We start from the raw sequence: 19,880 nt of genomic DNA on the forward strand, positions 1-19,880 counted from the left end.
GCACTCCCCTTACTTGTTCATTTTTTTCAAATAGCTTGACCGCACTGTGAGGAAGAACAGAAGCTGAAAAATGAAAAACCCTCCGATGGTCAGACTGAGCGGCCCCGCTACATCGGAATAGCCTTCCACGGCCAATGTTCTCAAGGCAAACAGGGTATGCATGACGGCAATGACGAATGGGAAGAAGAACAAAATCGCCAATTGTATCGTCACGCTTTGTGCCATTTCACGCTCACTCAGGCCGATTTTGGCCAATGAACGGTAGCGCTCCCGGTCCCCATCTAAATCGGTGAACAGCCTGAAATATAAGAAACTTGCTGCCGCGACAAAGAAGACGATCGCGATAAACAGGCCGATAAATAAACTCAGGCTCGGCAGCTGCACCGTATCATAGTACGTCCCGGCTTTTGCCATAAAATCAGAATGCACGTCGATATAGTTGCCGTAAATCTCATTTTTCAAGGATTGGCTGATCCCAAGACTGTCTTTCCAATGATCATAGCTGTAGCCGTATAATGATCCTTTTTCACCGAGTGATTTAAGCTGATCAAAGGTTTGATCGTTCACCGCAATGACGGCATTTAATGAAATCAGCGGTTTTTCGACTTCTTTTACCGTCAGTTTTTGGTCAGACGGCTTGCCTTTTTGGTTCAGCAGCTTCAGCTGATCCGGTGCTTTGTTTTTGAAATTGCGGTCATACGTGCCCGGGAAATAGACAGCCTCATCATGTTTCAGGCCGTTCAGCTTGATATGGAAGTATGTTGACACATCCGATTCGCTGATCATGTAAACAGGCGGAACAGTATCTCCTTCCTGATAGCGAATATAGGAAACATTTATTTTGTCTTTCTTATACGTAAAGCCGTGTGTTTTCAGTTCATGGTCAATTTTTTTCAAATGAGTCTGTTCTTTTGGGTTGCCGCTGTAAGATAAATACTCCATCTCATAAGCGGACTCTTCCGCCCCGACGGTCGATTTGTACATCGCGAGCACGCCTGTCGCCGTAAACGCTACCGCGGAAATAATGCTGACAATAAAGAACAGGCGGGCGTTGTCTTTTAAACGATAGACAAGGTCAGAAACCCAAATGACATTTTTCCCGCGCAGATAAAAGGTTTTCCACTTCTTCAGCGCGCGCAGAATCCAGATGCTGCTTTGGCTGAAAAAGAAATACGTACCGATGACGGTAAGCAGTAAAATGATGAACGGTTGAGTCCCATGGACATTGCCTTTTAAAACCATGCCGTACCCGCCGCACAGGCAGGCGATGCCGAATATAGACAGAAGCACGGACGGCTTCGGCTCCGGCTTGATCTTGTCAGTGCCCTTTATTAATTTGATCACCGTATTTGATCTGACAAAAAGGATCGTGAACTGCGATAAAAGGAAAAATAAGAGCAGAAATCCGCCGGCCGTAATGCCGAGCGCTTTCCAAGGCATGTACAGAGGCAGCGCGTCCATTTCTAAAATATAAGCGCCGACCGTAAAGAACGTTTTTGAAAAAATGAAGCCTCCGATAATCCCCGCTGCGATCGACATGACGCCGATGATCATGTTTTCCGCCGTAATGAGCTTTCTCAGCTGCACCGGCGTAATACCCTGCATCAGCAGGATTCCGAATTCTTTATTTCTCGATTTCAAAAATGCGTTAACCGAATACAGAACAAATAAGAAAGAAAAAACAAAGATCATCCATTCCGCGGCGGTTAAGCCTTTTCTGGCGATGTTATTCAGGTAGCCTTCCTTTAGTGCCGGATGAAACAGGAACATCGCAAAGGTAAAGAAAATCAAAACGGAAAAAGCGCTGCTTAAAAAGAAAGCAAGATAGGCCCTTTTGTTTCTCGTGACGTTTTTATAAGCGAACTGAAGAAAGGTCATTTGCGTTTCCCCCCAGCATAGACAGCACATCAAGAATCTGCTCATAAAAGACTTGGCGGTTTTCCCCGCGGTAAATCTCATTAAACAGTTCGCCGTCTTTTATAAAGATGACGCGGCGGCAGTAGCTTGCCGCAACCGGATCGTGGGTCACCATCAAAGCCGTGATATGATCATCCTGGTTCAGGCTCTGCATCGTTTCCATGACGTCTTTTGACGCTTTGGAATCAAGGTTTCCCGTCGGTTCATCGGCCAGAATGAGTGACGGCTTATGAATGACCGCTCTTGCGATGGCGGCCCGCTGGCGCTGTCCGCCGGATACTTCAAACGTCCGTTTGTTGAGCAGGTCTTCGATTCCGAGCTTTGCCGCGATGCCGTGCAGTTTTTCTTCCATGACAGACGGCGCTTCTTTTTCAAGCGTTAACGGCAGCATGATATTTTCACCGATCGTCAGTGTGTCCAGAAGGTTGAAATCCTGAAACACAAATCCGAGCTGCTTGCGGCGGAAATGAGCGAGCTTTGTCCGCTTCAGCCGGTGCGGGTTTTCTCCATGAATCAGGATATCGCCTGAATCCGGCCGGTCGATCGTTGAAATGATATTCAAAAGCGTTGTTTTTCCGGAGCCGGACGGTCCCATCACCGCCGTGAACCCGCCTTCTTCTATTGAAAACGAAATTTGTTTTAAAGCTTGATAGGACACTTGTCCTTTATAGGTTTTATTTATATGTTTGACTTCAAGCATATTCGCCATGAAAATCCTCCTTATGGTTTTATTCTTGTTGGTCTGGGCTGCTTTCATGTAGTGCCGGGGCATTTAACATAAAAATCCCCTTGACATAAATCCATGTTATCAAGGGGAAACAAAACGAGCTATGTTGTTTTCTTAACGCAGTCTTACATTTTTGTAAGAAATGAAAATCGGACCGATGTCCCTTCACCGGGGGACGAGCTGATGTCCACCGTATGATTGAGCTTGCCCGTAATTTCTTTGACGAGATGAAGGCCGATTCCCGTAGATTCTTGGAAACGCCGTCCGTTTTCGCCGGTGTAATAAGGGTCAAACACCCGCTTGATATCTTGCGAGGGTATGCCGACACCGTAATCTTTGACTTCAAGCACCGTCCTGTCTTCATCGCGGAAGACATTCAGCTCCAGTCTGTCACTCTTGCCTGCCGAATACTTGACCGCATTTGTGACCACTTGGCCGATCGCAAATTTGAGCCATTTGGCATCGGTGTAAATCTGATGATCATCGCGAATATCCATTTTCGGATAGACCCGGTATTGAATAAAAAATCGTTTATAGCTTTGAATGACCGATTGGAGAAGCTCTGATAAGGAAACCGCTTCAACTTTAAAATCCCGCTCAAACAGGTCGAGCCTTGAAGAATAAAGAAGCGTCTCCAGCCCGAATTCAATCTGCCGGACCTCTTTTTTGATTTGTTCAAAGACGGGCTCATCCTCTTCCTGAATGATTAAATTAATGACCGACAGCGGCGTTTTTACTTGGTGCACCCATTGGTTCATATACGTCACCCGCGCGTCAAGCTTGGCTTCGGTCTCATGGAGCTTCTGGTGCTGCATCCGGGTCAGCTCCATCTGCTTTTCATACAGCTCTGAACAAAACACTGAAGAACCGAGATACGGGATGTCCGTCCCTTCCTGCTCCGAGCTGAGCCAATGATACACACCGCGGTCTTTGTACCAGCGATAGGCAAGATATCCCGCCAAAATAAGAAGCTGCACGCCCAATATGTAAAACAGGTGGGAAAAAGAATGAAGACCCGCAAACCAGTAATAAAAGAAAACAAACAGCCCCTGAAGAAGAAAAAGCAGAATCAGCACGGCATGAGACCGGAGAAACAGCTTCATGACAGCGCCCTCAGCTGGTAGCCTTCGCCCCGCACCGATTCAATGGAAACAGGCGCATTCAGCTCCCGCAGTTTTTTTCTGAGCCGCGTGATATACACGTTAAGCGTATTATCATCGACGAAAATATCGGTGTCCCACGTTTTTTCCATGAGCCGGTCTCTTCCCGTCACCTTTTCTCCCCGCTCCAGCAGCACTTCCAAAAGCTTGCTTTCTTTTTTAGAAAGCTCGCTTTTTTCGTCCTGAAAGCGCAGTTCAAACCGTTCCACAAAGAGCTGCACACCGGCATATTCAACCACTTTCTCTCCCTGCTTGGCGGCGTACTCTCCGTATGCCCTGCGGATCTGGCTTTTGATTTTCGCCAGCACAATATCATAAGAAAACGGTTTTTCGATATAATCATCTCCGCCGTTTTCAATCGCCATTACCTGATCCATTTCCCCGCTTCTGGCTGAGATGAAAATGATCGGGCTTGTAGAATGCTGGCGGATCTGGCGGCACCAATAATAGCCGTCATAAGACGGCAGATTGATATCAAGCAGCACCACATCAGGCTTTTCCCGCAAAAAAACATCAAGAACAGCCGTGAAATCCGCAGCGGCCACGGTTTGATATCCGTATTTTTCAAGGTAATTCTGCAATAGTCCGCGAATGTCTTCACTGTCTTCCACAATCATGATTTTATTCATGCAACCATCCTCCAAAAGGATACGGCTTTTCGGAGCCCTCATTATTTGATGCCCCCATCATAATGCTTTCATCGGTTCTCTGCAACATGAGAAAGCGGGCCTTTATAAAAGACCCGCTTCTCCCTTTCTCAATGTAAGATCGATTATTTCTAATTGACATTGTTATACTTAGATGGCGGACTCGGAAAGGTAATTTTAAATCTTGTGCCAATTCCCGGCTGACTATATATATCAATATTTCCCCCATGTGCCTTGATAATTTGTTGAGCAATAGCCATTCCTAATCCAGTCCCTGAGTTATTTGACGAAGCGCTTGTCCCTCTGAAATACCGATCAAATAAACATTCAACCGTCTCTTCGTCCATTCCTATTCCATCGTCTTCTATTATAATTTGTATTTCATTGTCATGTAACACGTCATGATATAATATGACCTTTATTTTAGTGCCCGGAGGATTATGTTTAATACAATTAGCAATCAAGTTTTCAACTGCGCGCTTTAGGTACCTTTCATCCATATTAAAAAGTATCTTATTGTGACTGGATTCTATAGCGAATCTCTTATTTTCTGACTCCGGTAGCAACTTCATTTTTTCTAAAGTGTCATGAATTACTTTCACTACGTTTTTTTCTTCAAGATGGATTGGAAGCGACTCATTTTTCAATTGAAAAGTTAAGTTGAAATCTTCAATCAGCTTTTCCATATATTCGACACGTTCTTCCATTATTAAGGAAAAATCACGCACTTGCTGATTTTCCCACTCATATTCATTTGAAGATAAAAGAACCGTATATCCCTTAATAACCGAAAGAGGGGTTTTTAAATCATGTGAGACACCGGCCATCCACTCTTCTCTTGTTTTTTCCAACAACTCTCTCTCAGCCTTATTCCTTTGAAGCGTTGAGGTAAGTTCAGACAGAGCTTGCATTAATTCTTGATAGGTCTTATATCCAGATTTATTATGTCTATATTTGCTTGAATGAAACTTCCAATCATAAGGTTCTTCATATTTTTCTTTAGACAAATTCTCAATCCAAGATACAATAAACAGCAGGGGAGCACCTAGTTTTTTTCCGTAAAATATTGCAATTACAATCCCTGCCATAATAATAGAAACTATCCACAAGTTATTCACCCAATAGAAAAAAGGGTTATTTTTTTCCATCGGTTTTCCCCATACCCATGTTAAATCCTGATTGTTTTTCGTTTCATACCACGTAGATAATTGATAACCTTTTTTGGCAGGATACATGTAATCTGATATTAACTCTCCAAGAATATAATGCTTAGGTATATTTTTAGGTTTATTAAAAGAAAAAACCTCATCTCCTTGTTCATCTAAAATTTGAATCCACATTCGGTTCTCTAATAAATCTTCTTTTGCTTTCGTATTTATTGAAAATTGTTTATCTGCAACAACTGTTTGGTCAACAATTTTTTTTAAGGATAAGTGCGGCGTTTCCATTTTATTCTGACCTAAGACGAGGCTGAAAAATATGATACTGCCCACAATGAGCAGACCCCAAATAAACATGAGTAAAAAAAGTCTCGATACGAAGTAAAATGCTATCCTATTTCTCAGCTTCAAAATAAATCCTCATCTATAGGCTCTGCTTCAAATATATAGCCCTGTCCTCGAACCGTTTTAATCCATCTTGGTCTGCTCGGGTCTTCCTCTAATTTTTCACGTAATCGTCTTACATGTACCATTACAGTACTATCTCCGCCATAAAACTCCCCCCACACATCTTTATAAATTTGGTGTTTACTTAAAATTTGATTGGGATGTTCACAGAAATAAATCAGAAGTTTCATTTCCTGAGCAGGGCAATCGATTCTTGTCCCGTTAACAACAAGTCTGCCGGTATTGGGATCTATTTTAAAATATTCATAATCGTATACCTGTTTTAGAGGGTAAGAAGAAGAGAGTTGAGTCATTCTCTTTAATTGGGCTTTTACACGAGCTACAATTTCTAGTGGATTAAATGGTTTAGTAATATAGTCATCCCCCCCAAAACTAAACCCTTGCAATTTATCTAAATCTGTTGTTTTTGCCGTTAAGAAGAGTATCGGCACATTTGTATGGGAGCGTATTTTGCTGCATAAGGTGAAGCCATCAGTGTCCGGAAGCATGACATCTAATAAAATAATATTTGGAAGTTCCTGATCGATTTTCAGAAGGGTTTCGCTCCCTGTCATAGCTGTGGAAATATTGCTGAAACCTTCCTTTTCAAAGCAAGTTATTAATAAGTTTAAGATATGTTCGTCATCATCCACCATGAGGATTTTGTTCTCTTCTAACGTCATAAGTTACCCTCCTTTTTATTTCTTATTTTATATGAGATCAATGACATAAAGGTCAGAAAAGGAAAGAATTTAACTTTCGTTAAGGGTTCAGAATATTCTTTTAAATTTTCGACCTTGATATTCAGGTATCAATATAACTACATACAGAAAATAAACCAGGGATGTCGTTAAGTGAATGTTTAGGAAGAGTTTCGTTTGTGTTTAAAGAACATCGCTTATGATAAAAGTGAGGTGAGAGACAAATGAATGATCAAATAGTGGTAACACACGATCTAACTAAAAAGTATAAAAAGCATACTTCAGTTGATGGATTAAACTTAAGGATTAGGCGCGGCGAAATTTATGGTTTTCTTGGACCGAATGGTGCTGGTAAAACAACAACCATCCGAATGTTATTAGGTTTAATTAAACCAACAAAAGGAAACATCGAAATCTTTGGCCAAAACCTAAACAAGAATCGTTTGCAGATATTGCAAAGAATCGGGTCACTGGTAGAATCTCCAACTTATTATGGTAATTTAACAGCTTACGAAAACTTAGAAGCTGTTAGGAGGTTACGAGGACTTCCGGAACAACGAGTCAATGAAGTATTGGAAACTGTAAGGTTATCTAAAGTAGCAAATCGACTGACTAAGGAGTATTCCCTTGGAATGAAACAACGTTTGGGAATTGCAGTTGCCCTGTTAAGCAGTCCTGATTTATTAATTCTGGATGAACCGACAAACGGTTTAGATCCATCCGGTATCCAAGAAATAAGAGAGCTAATTAAAGAATTGCCTAAATCGGGAATGAGTGTTATTGTATCCAGCCACTTATTGAGTGAAATAGATCAAATGGCTACTCAGGTGGGGATTATTAACAATGGAAGGATGATTTTCCAGGACTCGATTGCAAGTTTACATCAAAAACGAAAACCACTATTAAAAGTCGGTGTTAGTGACGTAATCGAAGCAAAAACAATACTAAACAGGAAAGGATTAAAGGTTGATTTACAAAAAAATTATTTGTGGCTGTCTCAAACAGAACCGGAATTTGTTTCAGAAATCAATTCCATACTTCTTCATTCAGGGCTGTCTGTATTTCGACTTGAAGAAAAGACACGATCGCTTGAGGATATTTTTTTAGAATTAACTGGTACAGAGGGAAGTCTATGAAAAAGTTATTATGGGCAGATCAATTAAAACTGAAACGTTCGTCGTTATTGATTGTAGTCTTATTGGTTCCCTTACTCATTATAGCATATGAGTTGGTAAATCTTACTTATCGATCTGAATACGTGGAAAAACAAGCTGAAATGTTCCATGCTGGATCAATGTGGATGTATTTACTGTATGATAACAGTTTGTTATTTGGTCTGGGTTTTCCATTAGCCGCAACACTTTCTGCGTCAATAATAGCAAATATAGAACATCAAGCAAACGGATGGAAGCAAACCCTTTCTTTTCCCGTATCTAGAATGCGAATTTATGTAAGTAAATTTATTTGCTTAGTAGTCAGTTTATTTATTTCGTCAACAATCTTCTTGCTCGGCATGGTACTGCTAGGCAAACTGGTAGGATTCGAAGGTAGTGTACCTTGGGGACTTTTGTTTGGAGATAGTTACAGCATGTTAGTTACAGTACTGCCTATAATGGCATTCCAGATATGGTTATCTATGGTGTTTAGCAACCAAGCATTCTCAATTCTTGTAGGATCAATATCATCTATAATGGGTTTGTTTTTGGCAGCTGCTCAATCAACGAGATGGTTTCCGCTGGCTTATCCTAGTCAATCTTCGACAGTCATTCTGCAGTATGAAGGTATAGGATATAACCCAGATCTTTCATCTTACCTTTGCATTAGCCTTTTCTTAGGGATAATTATATTATTTCTAGGCTCTATTCATTTTGCTAAACGGGATGCTTTGTAAAAAGGAGGCGAAATACTTGAAAAACATTTTATTTGTAGAACGTTTAAAGCTTAAGCGATCAAAGTTATGGATCATCTATTTATTAGGGCCTTTGTTAGGTGTATCCCTGGCATACACGAACTTTATTAAAAACTATAACCTTTTTATGAATCCTGGAGACAATCCCTGGGTAGAGGCTTGGACACAAGTTGCCTTATTTATGGGCCCTTTTGTATTGCCTATCGTAGTGGGAATTTTCGCCGCCCTTGTTTGCAGGGGGGAACATGTAGGAGGCGGTTGGAAACAGCTTCTAGCCTTACCAGTCAAACACTCAGATATCTTTCTGGGAAAGTTTCTAACAGTGGTCCGCATGATATTCATTAGTATGTTCATTTTAATCCTCTTATTTATTGGATTCGGTTATATGTTAGGCATAAGCGGGAGTCTTCCTTTACTTACAATTCTAGGTTATGGAATTAGAGGGATCTTAGCTTGTTTACCATTAATTTTATTGCAGCTTATTGTTTCAATTAGGTCTAAAACATTTGGCATACCACTCGCTGTTAGCATTGTTTTTACATTACCGGCCATTATTATTGCCAGTACACCATTAGGTCAAGTATATCCATGGACACAACCTATGTTAGCAATGTCACCCGAAGATGAATCACCGATTCAATCAAACTTCCTATTTTACTCAATTATGGTAATAACATGTCTCGGTCTCCTGGTTTACGGAATAAGAAATTTTACTAAACGCGACCTTACGTAGGGTATATGCGGTACTTATGAGAATTCGAGACAAGGTAAACTAATTTGACTAGCGCTATGTAAAACAGAAATTTATATGAAGGTAAGACTAAATCTTTTTGGTTGTATTCTTTGAAACTAAACGACTAATGGGAAAGGTGATGTTTCAAAGCATAAGACATAAGAAATATAAAGATATCTTAAGACTCTTTATTTAAACATTTTTTACATTTAATAATATCTCTTCCATTTTTTTGATTATGAGTTAATATAATACTATACTTAGTAAGGGGGTGAATACAATGAGTCAAGAAGCTATCATTCGTTCATGGAAAGATCCTTTTTCCCGTGAAAATTCTACACAAAATCCAGCTGGTAACCCATTCAGTGAGCTGAAAGAAGCACAAATGGATAAGTTAGTAGGTGCGGGAGACATGGAAGCAGCATGTACTTTTACATTGCCTGGTGGCGGCGGTGTTTGTACTCTAACTTCTGAATGTATTTGCTAATTTGATTTATATAGGCTGTTTCCCTTCAGAAGGAACAGCCTATATTTTATTATAATATGAACTATTAGAAAATTCTTAAAAAACAGGAGGGTAAATCATTGGGGAAAACTCTCGTTTGTTCAGAAAATAGCTATTTCCAAGCATATATGAATCATTTATTAACGCCAGATAGTAATGAAATAATAAATGTTAACACATTGGATGAATTAAAACAAATAATATCCAAAGAAAATTTTTCCTCTGTAATCATCGATACTTGCCACCCTAATGATCTAGTGTTGCAACTGATAAAATCGATATCTTGCCCAGTCATAATACTTAACTCCTTAGAAACTAACGTTTCCGATTATAACCCTGGTCCAATATTAAATCAAATAAATAATGTTTCAACCCTAAAACATAATGTTTTTCAATTGTCTTTCACAACTTTTTTCGACGTTGGAAAGCATTGTATTTGGAAAAAGAATGAATATATCCCTCTAGCAATACAAGAATTTAAAATTTTATATTTGCTTTATTTAAATTCAAATAAAATAGTATGTTCTGAAGAACTTATTGAATATGCTGACCTTACTGGTAGGTCAAGTCTTTATGTACACATTAGTTCTCTTAGAGAAAAAGTAGAGGATAACCCTGGAGATCCAAAGATTCTTCAAACAAAGTTTGGAAAAGGGTACCTCTTATCAGACAGTACATATATTTGTCTTGAAAAAAAAGCAGACTCAAAAAATGTCGTGTGAAAAGGATGACCCAAAAATCATTTTAAAATGACTTTTGAGTCATCCCATTTATGTTAGTGAGGGGTGTTTTGTTCTTTCTTTAAACCCTTTTTCTAATGCTAATAAAGCTTTGTCGGGTGTAATTAGACCACGATTAGGTTTTCTTGTACCCGTCGCAATCTCAAACGCCATAATTTCAACTGGGTCAATAACAATATGCCCATCTTTTCTTAATTGTTCAATATTCCTGGAAACAACTGTTTTATTCCACATTAAATCGTTCATATTTGGAAAGAAAATAGTGTTATGTGGATGAGCTAATACAGTAGTTGCAACTAAATTCATTGCTACACCATTAGCAGTTTGTCCTAAGATGTTCGCCGTAGCTGGAATAATGCAATATATGTCCGCCCAACGGCCAATTTCTACGTGGCTATGTCTTTTTCCGTTTTCCCCATGTTCTGAGTATACATGGTCACAAAAATAAGAAACAGTATGAGCTGGAATAAGGTCTTCCGCTGTTTTTGTCATAACAACCCTTATTTCCTTAAAGAAGCTTTTAAAATATAAGAGATACGAGGAGATGCCGACAGATGAGATTGATCCGCAAATCCCGATCAATAACTTTTTATCTTTTAATATTGAAATACTCATTTTTTCTCCCCCTGTAAATTTTAAACAATCATACTACATAATTATTCTTTTTGTGGTGTTTATTCCAAATATTAAATATTCTTAATAAACACATATAAAATAAACCTAAACTTCTTTTAAAATTCTTTTAACTTTTAAATGGCCCTGCTATATTTATGGATAATTAAGGAATCTTAATTGTTCAAATTTATTAAAAATGAGGTGTTCAATATGCATACAAAATTCAAACGGAATTCGGTATGGAATAGGTCTTCTTCGTTAAGTGAAAGAAAAGTAAGGCGTTCACTCAATACTAATTGGGATGAACTAACAAACAGACGCTTCGAAAGATGGAAAAGCCTTGTTGAAAGTGATGAGGGGATTCGAATTGAGGATGTATTAGCCACTCAAAATATTGACGAAGAAACTCTAAGGCATACTATCAATGCAAAAGAAGTGGAATTTATTAATGAAGGTGATCATCAAGGATGGCTTGAAATTATTCAGCTAGTTGATGAACAATCCTATAAAGATGTAAATATAGAAGTTAGAAAAGATATTCTCTTCTTTAGTTTTATAGAACCATTTTTAAAAATAGCAAGAGGCAAATTAGAGGAAGTATTATATTCTCACTCTAATAAATCTCTGATAAAGGAAGAACTTAGTCCGTCGGTAATTGATGATTTACTTAATAATCTTGGTGAAACTTTATCAGCTATAAGTAGTCGGATATTAATATTGGAGTTAAATGTAGCAAGGGTATCAGGAAAGCTGAGGGGTGAAACTTCTGAAGAACGAGCCTCTTATTTCAATCAAGCCCTTTTAAATGACCCGACATATGTTCGATCAATTCGAGAAGAATACATAGTTTTAACAAGGCTGTTAGCAACAAAAACAATGTATTGGATTCAAAATACTTCTGATCTCCTTGTAAGATTTCATCAGGATAAAGGGATATTAGAGTCTGAGTTTAGTAATGGTCAAAAATTAGGGAAAATTATTTCCATCGATACAGGAAGTGGCGTCTCAGACACTCATAACAAAGGAAAAACAGTCGCCATTTTAAACTTTGAAACTGGAATTAAAATTGTGTATAAGCCTCGTTCATTAGAAATAGACGTAAAATTTAATAAGTTTGTAAATTATCTAAATGGTAAAAATTTAAGTTTTGACTTGAAAACTGTACACACACTTAACAAAAAATCTTATGGATGGACGCAATTTATCTCTTATAAAGAATGTCAGGAAGAGCTGCAAATTGGAAAGTTTTATTGGCGTATTGGAAGTTATTTGGCTATCTTATATGCAATGAATGCGGTAGATTTTCATATGCAAAATTTAATTGCTGATGGAGAATATCCTATTTTAGTTGATTTAGAATCTTTATTTCATAATAATTCTACGTATACAGATACCAGTGCTTTTAGTCGCGCACAAGAACATATTGAACGGTCAGTTTTGCGAATTGGGTTATTACCGAGAAAAATAAATAGTAAAGCTGGATTTGAAGGAATTGACCTTAGTGCATTAGGTGCACAAGAAGGACAAGTATCTCCGCATAAAACCAGTACAATAGTTGATCGAGATAAAGATACAGTCAGGATAGAAGAAAAAAACTTTCCAATTCCAGTTAGTCAGCATAGACCTATGCTGCATGGACAAATCATTAATACTGTTGCTTACGAAGGAGATATTATAAAAGGATTTGAAGAAACCTACTTCCTTTTCATGAAATATAAACAAGACATGCTCGAACAAATAGATTCTTTTAAAGGGGTTACTGTAAGACAAATATTGCGTGGTACATCTCGCTATGCAAACCTTCTGAAAATAAGTTTACATCCAGATTTCATGAGAGACGGCTTAGATCGTGAAATGATTTTGGATAAATTGTGGCTAGATACAAAATTGAATCCACGATTGAACCAAGTTGTAAATAGTGAAAAGGAAGGCTTATTCCTTGGGGATATCCCATATTTCACAAGTAATCCTGAATCTACAAATATGTGGGATTCCAACGGTCGAAAAATCAACAATTTTTTTAAAACATCTGCCTTAAATGAGACAAAGGAAAAAATAAATGAAATGAATGAAAGTGACTGTCATGAACAAGTAAGCTTTATAAAAACAGCTATTTTAGTAATTAAGGATTCTTATCGTAAACATAAAGTATTTGATATAAATCCTCGATTACACGTTTTTAACCCAAAAGATTTTTTTCAAGAAGCTATTAAAATCGGAGACTTTCTTGCTAGTAGGGCGATTGAAGGTGAACAGTTAGATGGACAAGAGGATGTATCTTGGATCGGATCGTTTGTTGACAATCAACGAGAGGATCAATTCAAGATTTCGGCTGCAAATAGTTCATTATACGAGGGTGTAGGAGGTATTTCTCTCTTCCTTGCTTATTTAGGTCGCCTCTCTAACAATGAAAAATACACCAAACTATCTAAAAAAGCTTTAGTGGCAGTACATAAAAATATGTCTGCATCTAGTGATTTAGGTGCCTTTGGGGGAATTGCTTCTTACCTTTATTTGTTGGATCATTTATCAAAGTTATGGAATGATGAACAACTATTGAAAAACGAACTTCATTCTGCCCTCAACAAATTAGATTCTTTGATCGAAAGGGATGAAAACAACGATATTTTAACAGGGGTGGCTGGGACAGCAGTTATTTTAATAAATTTGTTTAAACGGTATAAAGAAGAACAAATCTTAAACTTGATTACAAAATGCGGAAATCGTCTTATTCAAAATATAAACGTTATGGAAAAGGGGGTTGGATGGAAAGTCCCGGCAAACCCAACGCCAGCCTCCGGATTTGCTCATGGTGCCTCAGGAATTATATGGGCTCTTTATGAGATTTACGCAATTACTGAGCAAACTGTATTTAAAAAGGTAGCTGAAAAAGCGTTAGAATTTGAAAGAACTTTGTTTATTCCAGAAAAAAACAATTGGGCAGATATTAAACTTGAAAACGGACAGTTTCGAAATGATAATTTTGTTGCTTGGTGTAATGGCGCAGCAGGCATAGGATTAAGTAGGATATTGATCCTGCCACACAATCAAAATGAATTGATAAAAGATGAAGCACATGTCGCAATTAATACAACCCTAAAATATGGTTTTGAACATGATCATTCTTTATGCCATGGTGATTTAGGTAATCTGGACATCCTTATGTACGCAGCGGAAAACTTTAATAAAAAGTTAAGCGTAAATGTAACAGAACTAAGCCATAAAATTTTAAATGACATAAAGCTCAGAGGATGGTTAACTGGATTTGAAAAAAATAACGAATCCCCATCCTTAATGATGGGGTATGCAGGTATAGGACTTGGATTGCTTAAGATTTTTGCACCGACTGAAGTACCATCAGTTTTGAGACTCCAATCACCTTTAGAGCTAAAATTGTAAAATTAAAATGAGCCTTACTTTGTTAAGGCTCTATTTCTGAGGAGTGATCCAATGAGAAGAAGAGTTCCTCTAGTAAGACAAATGGGACAATATGAGTGCGGGCCCGCCTGCCTCACCATGATTTTAAGTTATTATGGGAGTACTATATCTCTAAATAAAATAAGTGAACAATGTGATGCCCAAAGAAATGGCGTATCTGTATCCATTTTAAAATCAGTATCAGAATATTATGGGCTTAACTGCAAAGTATACCAAGTTTCATTTAAAGATTTAAAAAAACATATCAATTCATATCTTCCCTGCATCATATTTTGGGATGAACGGCACTTTGTGGTTTTAGAACAGATTAAAAAAGGTCTTTTTCATATAATTGACCCCAACAGAGGAAAATTGAAATTATCCGAAGCAGAATTTAAAAGACATTATAGCAAGGTAATCTTGACTTTTAAAAAGTCAGATAAATTTAAAGAGACGATGCCATCACCCGCAGCAAAGTATTATTTACGTTATATAGTTAAAAGCCGTACTATTGTTTCACTTATCATTCTCTTTTCACTGATCACACAAGTAGTCTTCTTAGCCGTTCCTTTTTTAATTAAATATTTAGTGGATCATTCTTTAATAAGTAAATCAACAAATTCTTTTCTATTTTTAGGAATTGTAGTCATCATAGCAGTTTTTATATTGGGACTTGTTATGTTTATCCGCAATTATTTCACAATTAAACTTCAAGCTATTATAAGTAAAAGCATCTCAAACGATTTTGTGGAACATTTATTAAAATTACCTCTCGATTTTTATGAAAATCGAACAACCGGTGATATTGCAATGAGAGTAAGTAACATTTCCATGATAAGGGAGATTATAGCTAAGAATGGAGCAACAATAGTACTAGATATTATTACTTTGATTTCATTTTTTATTGCTATGTTAACTCAATCATTTAAACTTGCATTTTTTGCTATTGGATTGGCAATTATTCAATTCTTACTAATGATGATTTTGATTCCAAGAATAAAAATTTTAATCCATAATGACTTATCAATTCAAACAACTACACAAAGTTTTTTGGTGGAAGCTCTAAGAGCTATCACTTTTATTAAATCAAATGGTTTAGATCATTCTATCCTAACAAAGTGGTCAAATTACTATGATAAACAAATCGAAGCATTTTCAAAGCGTTACCACTTAGACGCTATAATGGATAGCATAAGTGTAAGCATCCGATATTGTGCACCCCTACTCTTATTATGGTTTGGATCAAAAGAAGTTATCACCGGAAATTTAACACTCGGAAGCTTATTAGGGTTTAGCAGCTTAGGAACATCTTTCTTGTTGCCGATTGCTTCTTTAATAACAAGCATGCAACAATTTCAATTGGTCGGTGACACTTTTGAACGAATGCAAGATGTTATGGAAACTGAGCCCGAACAAATCAACCAAACTTCAATAATTGAAACTGAACTATCAAAACAAGATATAAAACTTGAAAATGTCACATTTACACATCATAGCTTACATATTCTTGAAGAAGTTTCATTAAACATTAAGTCAGGTACTAAATTAGCTCTCGTAGGCCGTACAGGTAGTGGAAAGACAACTTTATCAAGAATTATACTGGGGTTATACAAACCCACTAAGGGAAAAGTATTTTATGGTGAACACGACTTGAAGAATTTAAACCTTTACGAGCTCCGAAAACAAATGGGTGTCGTATTACAAGAAAGCTTTCTTTTCAATGATACTATTGCAAACAATATAGCTGGATTTAAAAGCTTATCTCAAGATAAAATTGAACAAGCAGCAAAGAGAGTGCAGTTACATGAAGATATAATAAGAATGCCAATGGGATATAACACAATTATCGGGGAAAATGGCAGTATGTTATCAGGAGGGCAGCGTCAGCGCATAGCAATAGCAAGAGCTATCGTCGATAACCCTTCTGTAGTCATTTTAGATGAAATAACAAGTAACTTGGATACATTGACAGAGCATAAAATTGACGAATACTTTGCAAAATCAAATATTACCCGTATTGTAATAACTCATCGTCTTTTAAGCAGCCAAGACTCTGATTTAATAGTGGTATTAGATCAAGGAAAAATAGTCGAAAAAGGAACACATCAAGAGTTATTAGAGAAAAAGGGATATTATTATGACTTATGGATAAAACAAGTAGGGGATAGACAGAAAGCTACGCTGCAAAAGCCCTTTTTCCTCAATGAGCCAACTGGCAAAACTTGAGGCCGCTGACTTTATTTTATTTCAATAACGCGTGCTATACCCTTTATCTCCATGTCCGCAGATTATAATTTGAAAGACTGAAACAAAACAAGCCAGAGCAATCCCCCATTTAGAAAAAATCTTGCCGCTGTCGAACATAATCATGTGTTTATCAATGACTTTGACACCATCTATCTTTACAAATCCGCTCTCAGTCAGCAACAGGTTGATTTGATTGTGATACTTTGGTGAAACGCGAGAAGGACATAAACGGAAAGACGAAAGCACTCACGATGTTGTGAGTGCTTTTCATCAGCCGACCTGCTGTTTTACGGCTTTACCGGCTGATCCGAACTCTCTCATTTTGCTTCGCACTGTCTCTTCCACGGCTTCAATGCCGGGTGTCATGTAGCCGCGCGGTTCGTACAGATCACCGTTTTTCTGAAACATGCGGCGTGTTTCGTCTGTCCAGGCGACCATACATTCCGTGTTGATATTGATTTTCGCGTGGCCGAGCGTGATGGCTTTTTTGATCTGTTCCTGCGGAATCCCGGATGCTCCGTGAAGAACGAGAGGAATATCAGTCATGCGGGAGATAGCCTCCATTTCTTTAAATCCGAGATTCGGTTCACCTTGATATTTGCCGTGGACGGAGCCGAGGGCGGCGGCCAGCGCGTCGATATTGGTTTCTTTGACGATCCGCTCACATTCGGCGACATCGGCATAGCGGACCCCGCCGACCAGCCCGTCTTCCATGCCGCCGACCGTGCCGACTTCTGCTTCTACTGAGACGCCGTGCTTAGCGGCATAATCGGCGACTTCTTTTGTCATCGCGATGTTCTCATCAATCGGATGATGGGAGCCGTCAATCATCACTGAGCTGAATCCGGCGTCAATGGCCTGTCTGCAGCGTTCCGCACTGCTTCCGTGATCAAGATGGAGCACGACGGGAACGGTAATCGCCATTTCTTCCATTAACGCGCCGACCATGGCGGAAATCGTTTTAAATCCGCCTAAATAGTCGACCAGACGATCGGAAGCCGCGGCGATGACCGGCGATTGCTCCTTTTGCGCCGCCTGCAGAATCGCCTTCGTCCATTGGAGGCCGTTGATATTAAATTGGCCGACTGCATAATGCTCCCGTTTCGCTTCTGCAAGAAGATGTTTCATGGTAACAAAAGCCATGTTCACGCCTCCTTCATGAAGTATTTTGATACGACGGCTTCCGTTGTTTCCTTTGCCTTTTTGATCGTTTCCTCCGCAGTCAACTTATAATATTCAGGTCTGAACAGCTCTACGGAGACAACATCATTGAATCCGATTTCTTTTAACGCTGACAGATGGGCGTCTAAGTCAATCGCACCCTGCCCAGGCCAGACGCGGTCTTCATCCGTTAAAAAGCCGATCGGGAAGTCTTCTGTATCGTCGATATGATAGATGAAAATTTTCTTTCCGTCCGCCTGCTTCAAACTCTCAATATTGGAGCCCATCGCGTGGAAATGGAAGCTGTCAAACACCAGTCCGACATTATCGCGGCCGACAGCGTTCACGATGTCATACGCCTGTTCAAATGTATTGACCGTACATTGCGGGTGGCCGACAAATTCAAGGGCAATGTTTATGCCGTACGGCTCCGCGATGTCCGAAAGCTCAGTCAGCACCTCTATGCTGCTCTTTTTGATCTCTTCTTTCAAGATTTTCCGCTCTGTCACAAGCGGCACGGCCACTACATATTTCACGCCGAGCGTCCTGCAGGTTTCCATCATGCTTTTGAATTCCGAAATGATCTCCCTATAGCCCTTCTCATCACGGTTGTTGAAGAAAACCAGTGCGTTCAGGGCAAGCGGTTTAATGTGATGGGTTCGAAAATATTCCGCCAGATCGGCCAGTGAATGGTCTTTTAAGTATTCCGGCAGCTTATCCATTGTGCGGATTTCAATATAATCATAGCCGTGCTTTTCGCACAGTTCTAAATCCTGTTTCAGGTTTGAATTCTCCAGCGTAGTCGCTTCATTAAAGCAAAGTTTCATGTCAGCCTCTCCCATCCGCGTTTTCGATATGAAGGGAGTCCGGCTGAAGGGCTTGTTTGCCCCGCTCCGCCGAACTCCATACTCAGCTTATGCCATGCCTAATTCTTCCTTTAATTTCTTAAGCGTGGTCCGGCTTGATTCATCCGCTCTTTCGCCGACCCAAGCAAAAACGGCGTTCGTCGCAATTCCGTCGAATTTCATCTCTCTCATCTTTCTGAAAATCGTCTCAAAATCAACCTCGCCTTGCCCGATGTCCAAATGCTGGTGAACCGTTACTTTCGCGTCAGGCGGGTTGACGATGTAGCGCAGGCCATGCGCCGCTTTATGATTAAAAGTATCTGCAAATAAAACATGTGTGAGGCGGTCGCCGGCTTCATCAAACATGGTCGCAATATCGCCTTTTCCGTCATCATAGAAGAACGTATGCGCAGTCGAGTAGACAAGATTGATCCAATCCTTGTCAAGCGCGCGGATCATATCCATCGCCCCTTTGTGCGTTTCGATAAAATCGTATGGATGAGCCTGCAGATTGAGTTTAACGCCTTCTCTTTCAAAGACGGGCAGCAGTTCATCCATGGATTTGATAAATTTTTCTTCACTTGTCAACGGATCATATTTTGAACCGCTGAATTCACTGTTCATCAAATCCACTTCAAGTTCAACCGCAATTTCGATCGCCCGTTTCCAGTTGCGCACGGCGGCCTGACGACGGTCTTCATCAGGACCCGCCCAGTGGTAAAGCGGAAGAAGAGAAGACAGCTTCACACCTGTATCTTTTAAAAGGCGCTTCAATTGTTTGATTTTTGCTGAATCGACTTTCGGATATTTATAGAAAGGACAAAAATCCTCGCGCGGAGACAGTTCGATATATTCGTATCCGAGTTCCGCCGTTTTATAGACCATTTCTTCTAACGTTAAATCATCGCGGTACATGGATGGATCTAAGGCCAGTTTCATTTCTCTCACT

17 protein-coding genes are annotated in these 19,880 nt (G+C 39.2%); 7 read left to right on the forward strand and 10 right to left on the reverse strand.

Features of this window, described 5'->3' with window-relative positions:
* Positions 1-9 precede the first annotated feature (9 nt).
* The 6 genes from yxdM to NSQ37_RS04385 all read right to left on the reverse strand — a co-directional run bounded on the left by yxdM (position 10) and on the right by NSQ37_RS04385 (position 6,741).
* On the reverse strand, positions 10-1,878 hold the full coding sequence (gene yxdM, locus NSQ37_RS04360; RefSeq protein WP_341123292.1) for an ABC transporter permease YxdM: 1,869 nt from the start codon (positions 1,876-1,878) through the stop codon (positions 10-12).
* On the reverse strand, positions 1,853-2,626 hold the full coding sequence (gene yxdL, locus NSQ37_RS04365) for an ABC transporter ATP-binding protein YxdL (RefSeq protein ID WP_007614823.1): 774 nt from the start codon (positions 2,624-2,626) through the stop codon (positions 1,853-1,855). Before yxdL ends, yxdM begins: the two co-directional genes overlap by 26 nt.
* Before the next feature lie 143 nt (positions 2,627-2,769).
* Complete coding sequence (gene yxdK / locus NSQ37_RS04370) at positions 2,770-3,747, reverse strand: two-component system sensor histidine kinase YxdK (RefSeq protein ID WP_015418563.1); 978 nt, start codon at positions 3,745-3,747, stop codon at positions 2,770-2,772.
* Complete coding sequence (gene yxdJ, locus NSQ37_RS04375; protein ID WP_004393241.1) at positions 3,744-4,433, reverse strand: two-component system response regulator YxdJ; 690 nt, start codon at positions 4,431-4,433, stop codon at positions 3,744-3,746. The genes yxdK and yxdJ overlap by 4 nt, the downstream gene beginning before the upstream one ends.
* 149 nt (positions 4,434-4,582) lie before the next feature.
* Complete coding sequence (locus NSQ37_RS04380) at positions 4,583-6,022, reverse strand: sensor histidine kinase (RefSeq protein WP_012118835.1); 1,440 nt, start codon at positions 6,020-6,022, stop codon at positions 4,583-4,585.
* Entirely contained in the window at positions 6,019-6,741 is a 723-nt protein-coding gene (locus tag NSQ37_RS04385) for a response regulator transcription factor (protein WP_012118836.1), read from the reverse strand. The genes NSQ37_RS04380 and NSQ37_RS04385 overlap by 4 nt, the downstream gene beginning before the upstream one ends.
* A gap of 242 nt (positions 6,742-6,983) precedes the next feature.
* On the opposite strand from NSQ37_RS04385, the gene NSQ37_RS04390 reads away from it, so the two are divergent.
* The 5 genes from NSQ37_RS04390 (at position 6,984) to NSQ37_RS04410 (ending at position 10,628) form a co-directional block, all read left to right on the forward strand.
* The gene (locus NSQ37_RS04390) at positions 6,984-7,895 is read left to right on the forward strand and encodes an ABC transporter ATP-binding protein (protein ID WP_012118837.1); all 912 of its coding nucleotides are present in this window, start codon (positions 6,984-6,986) and stop codon (positions 7,893-7,895) included.
* Positions 7,892-8,650, forward strand: coding sequence for an ABC transporter permease (locus tag NSQ37_RS04395; protein WP_012118838.1), 759 nt, complete (start codon positions 7,892-7,894; stop codon positions 8,648-8,650). The genes NSQ37_RS04390 and NSQ37_RS04395 overlap by 4 nt, the downstream gene beginning before the upstream one ends.
* Positions 8,651-8,666: 16 nt before the next feature.
* Positions 8,667-9,401 carry an ABC transporter permease gene (locus NSQ37_RS04400; RefSeq protein WP_012118839.1) on the forward strand — a complete coding sequence of 245 codons (735 nt, stop codon included), beginning with the start codon at positions 8,667-8,669 and terminating at the stop codon, positions 9,399-9,401.
* 280 nt (positions 9,402-9,681) lie between these two features.
* Positions 9,682-9,888 carry a plantaricin C family lantibiotic gene (locus tag NSQ37_RS04405; RefSeq protein WP_029325769.1) on the forward strand — a complete coding sequence of 69 codons (207 nt, stop codon included), beginning with the start codon at positions 9,682-9,684 and terminating at the stop codon, positions 9,886-9,888.
* A gap of 98 nt (positions 9,889-9,986) precedes the next feature.
* The gene (locus NSQ37_RS04410) at positions 9,987-10,628 is read left to right on the forward strand and encodes a response regulator transcription factor (protein WP_007614849.1); all 642 of its coding nucleotides are present in this window, start codon (positions 9,987-9,989) and stop codon (positions 10,626-10,628) included.
* Between the two features lie 48 nt (positions 10,629-10,676).
* Here the strand turns inward: NSQ37_RS04410 and NSQ37_RS04415 are convergent, their stop codons facing one another.
* Entirely contained in the window at positions 10,677-11,261 is a 585-nt protein-coding gene (locus NSQ37_RS04415; RefSeq protein WP_042635634.1) for a flavoprotein, read from the reverse strand.
* 210 nt (positions 11,262-11,471) lie between these two features.
* Here NSQ37_RS04415 and NSQ37_RS04420 point away from each other — a divergent pair, with 210 nt between their 5' ends.
* Together NSQ37_RS04420 and NSQ37_RS04425 are read left to right on the forward strand one after the other, a co-directional pair.
* The gene (locus NSQ37_RS04420) at positions 11,472-14,660 is read left to right on the forward strand and encodes a type 2 lanthipeptide synthetase LanM family protein (protein ID WP_341123297.1); all 3,189 of its coding nucleotides are present in this window, start codon (positions 11,472-11,474) and stop codon (positions 14,658-14,660) included.
* A 51-nt stretch (positions 14,661-14,711) separates the two neighbouring features.
* Positions 14,712-16,904: a peptidase domain-containing ABC transporter gene (locus NSQ37_RS04425; protein WP_042635636.1), complete on the forward strand. Its 2,193-nt coding sequence runs from the start codon at positions 14,712-14,714 to the stop codon at positions 16,902-16,904.
* A gap of 291 nt (positions 16,905-17,195) precedes the next feature.
* Here the strand turns inward: NSQ37_RS04425 and fba are convergent, their stop codons facing one another.
* The 3 genes from fba to NSQ37_RS04440 form a co-directional block, all read right to left on the reverse strand.
* The gene (gene fba, locus NSQ37_RS04430; protein WP_012118840.1) at positions 17,196-18,068 is read right to left on the reverse strand and encodes a class II fructose-1,6-bisphosphate aldolase; all 873 of its coding nucleotides are present in this window, start codon (positions 18,066-18,068) and stop codon (positions 17,196-17,198) included.
* A 2-nt stretch (positions 18,069-18,070) separates the two neighbouring features.
* The gene (gene iolI, locus NSQ37_RS04435; protein ID WP_341123300.1) at positions 18,071-18,913 is read right to left on the reverse strand and encodes a 2-keto-myo-inositol isomerase; all 843 of its coding nucleotides are present in this window, start codon (positions 18,911-18,913) and stop codon (positions 18,071-18,073) included.
* An 87-nt stretch (positions 18,914-19,000) separates the two neighbouring features.
* Positions 19,001-19,870 (reverse strand): sugar phosphate isomerase/epimerase family protein, encoded by an 870-nt coding sequence (locus NSQ37_RS04440; RefSeq protein WP_032867913.1) that lies wholly within the window; start codon positions 19,868-19,870, stop codon positions 19,001-19,003.
* Positions 19,871-19,880 lie beyond the last annotated feature (10 nt).

Origin of the sequence: Bacillus sp. FSL P4-0334 (genome assembly GCF_038004825.1) — a bacterium.
Lineage (GTDB): Bacteria > Bacillota > Bacilli > Bacillales > Bacillaceae > Bacillus > Bacillus velezensis.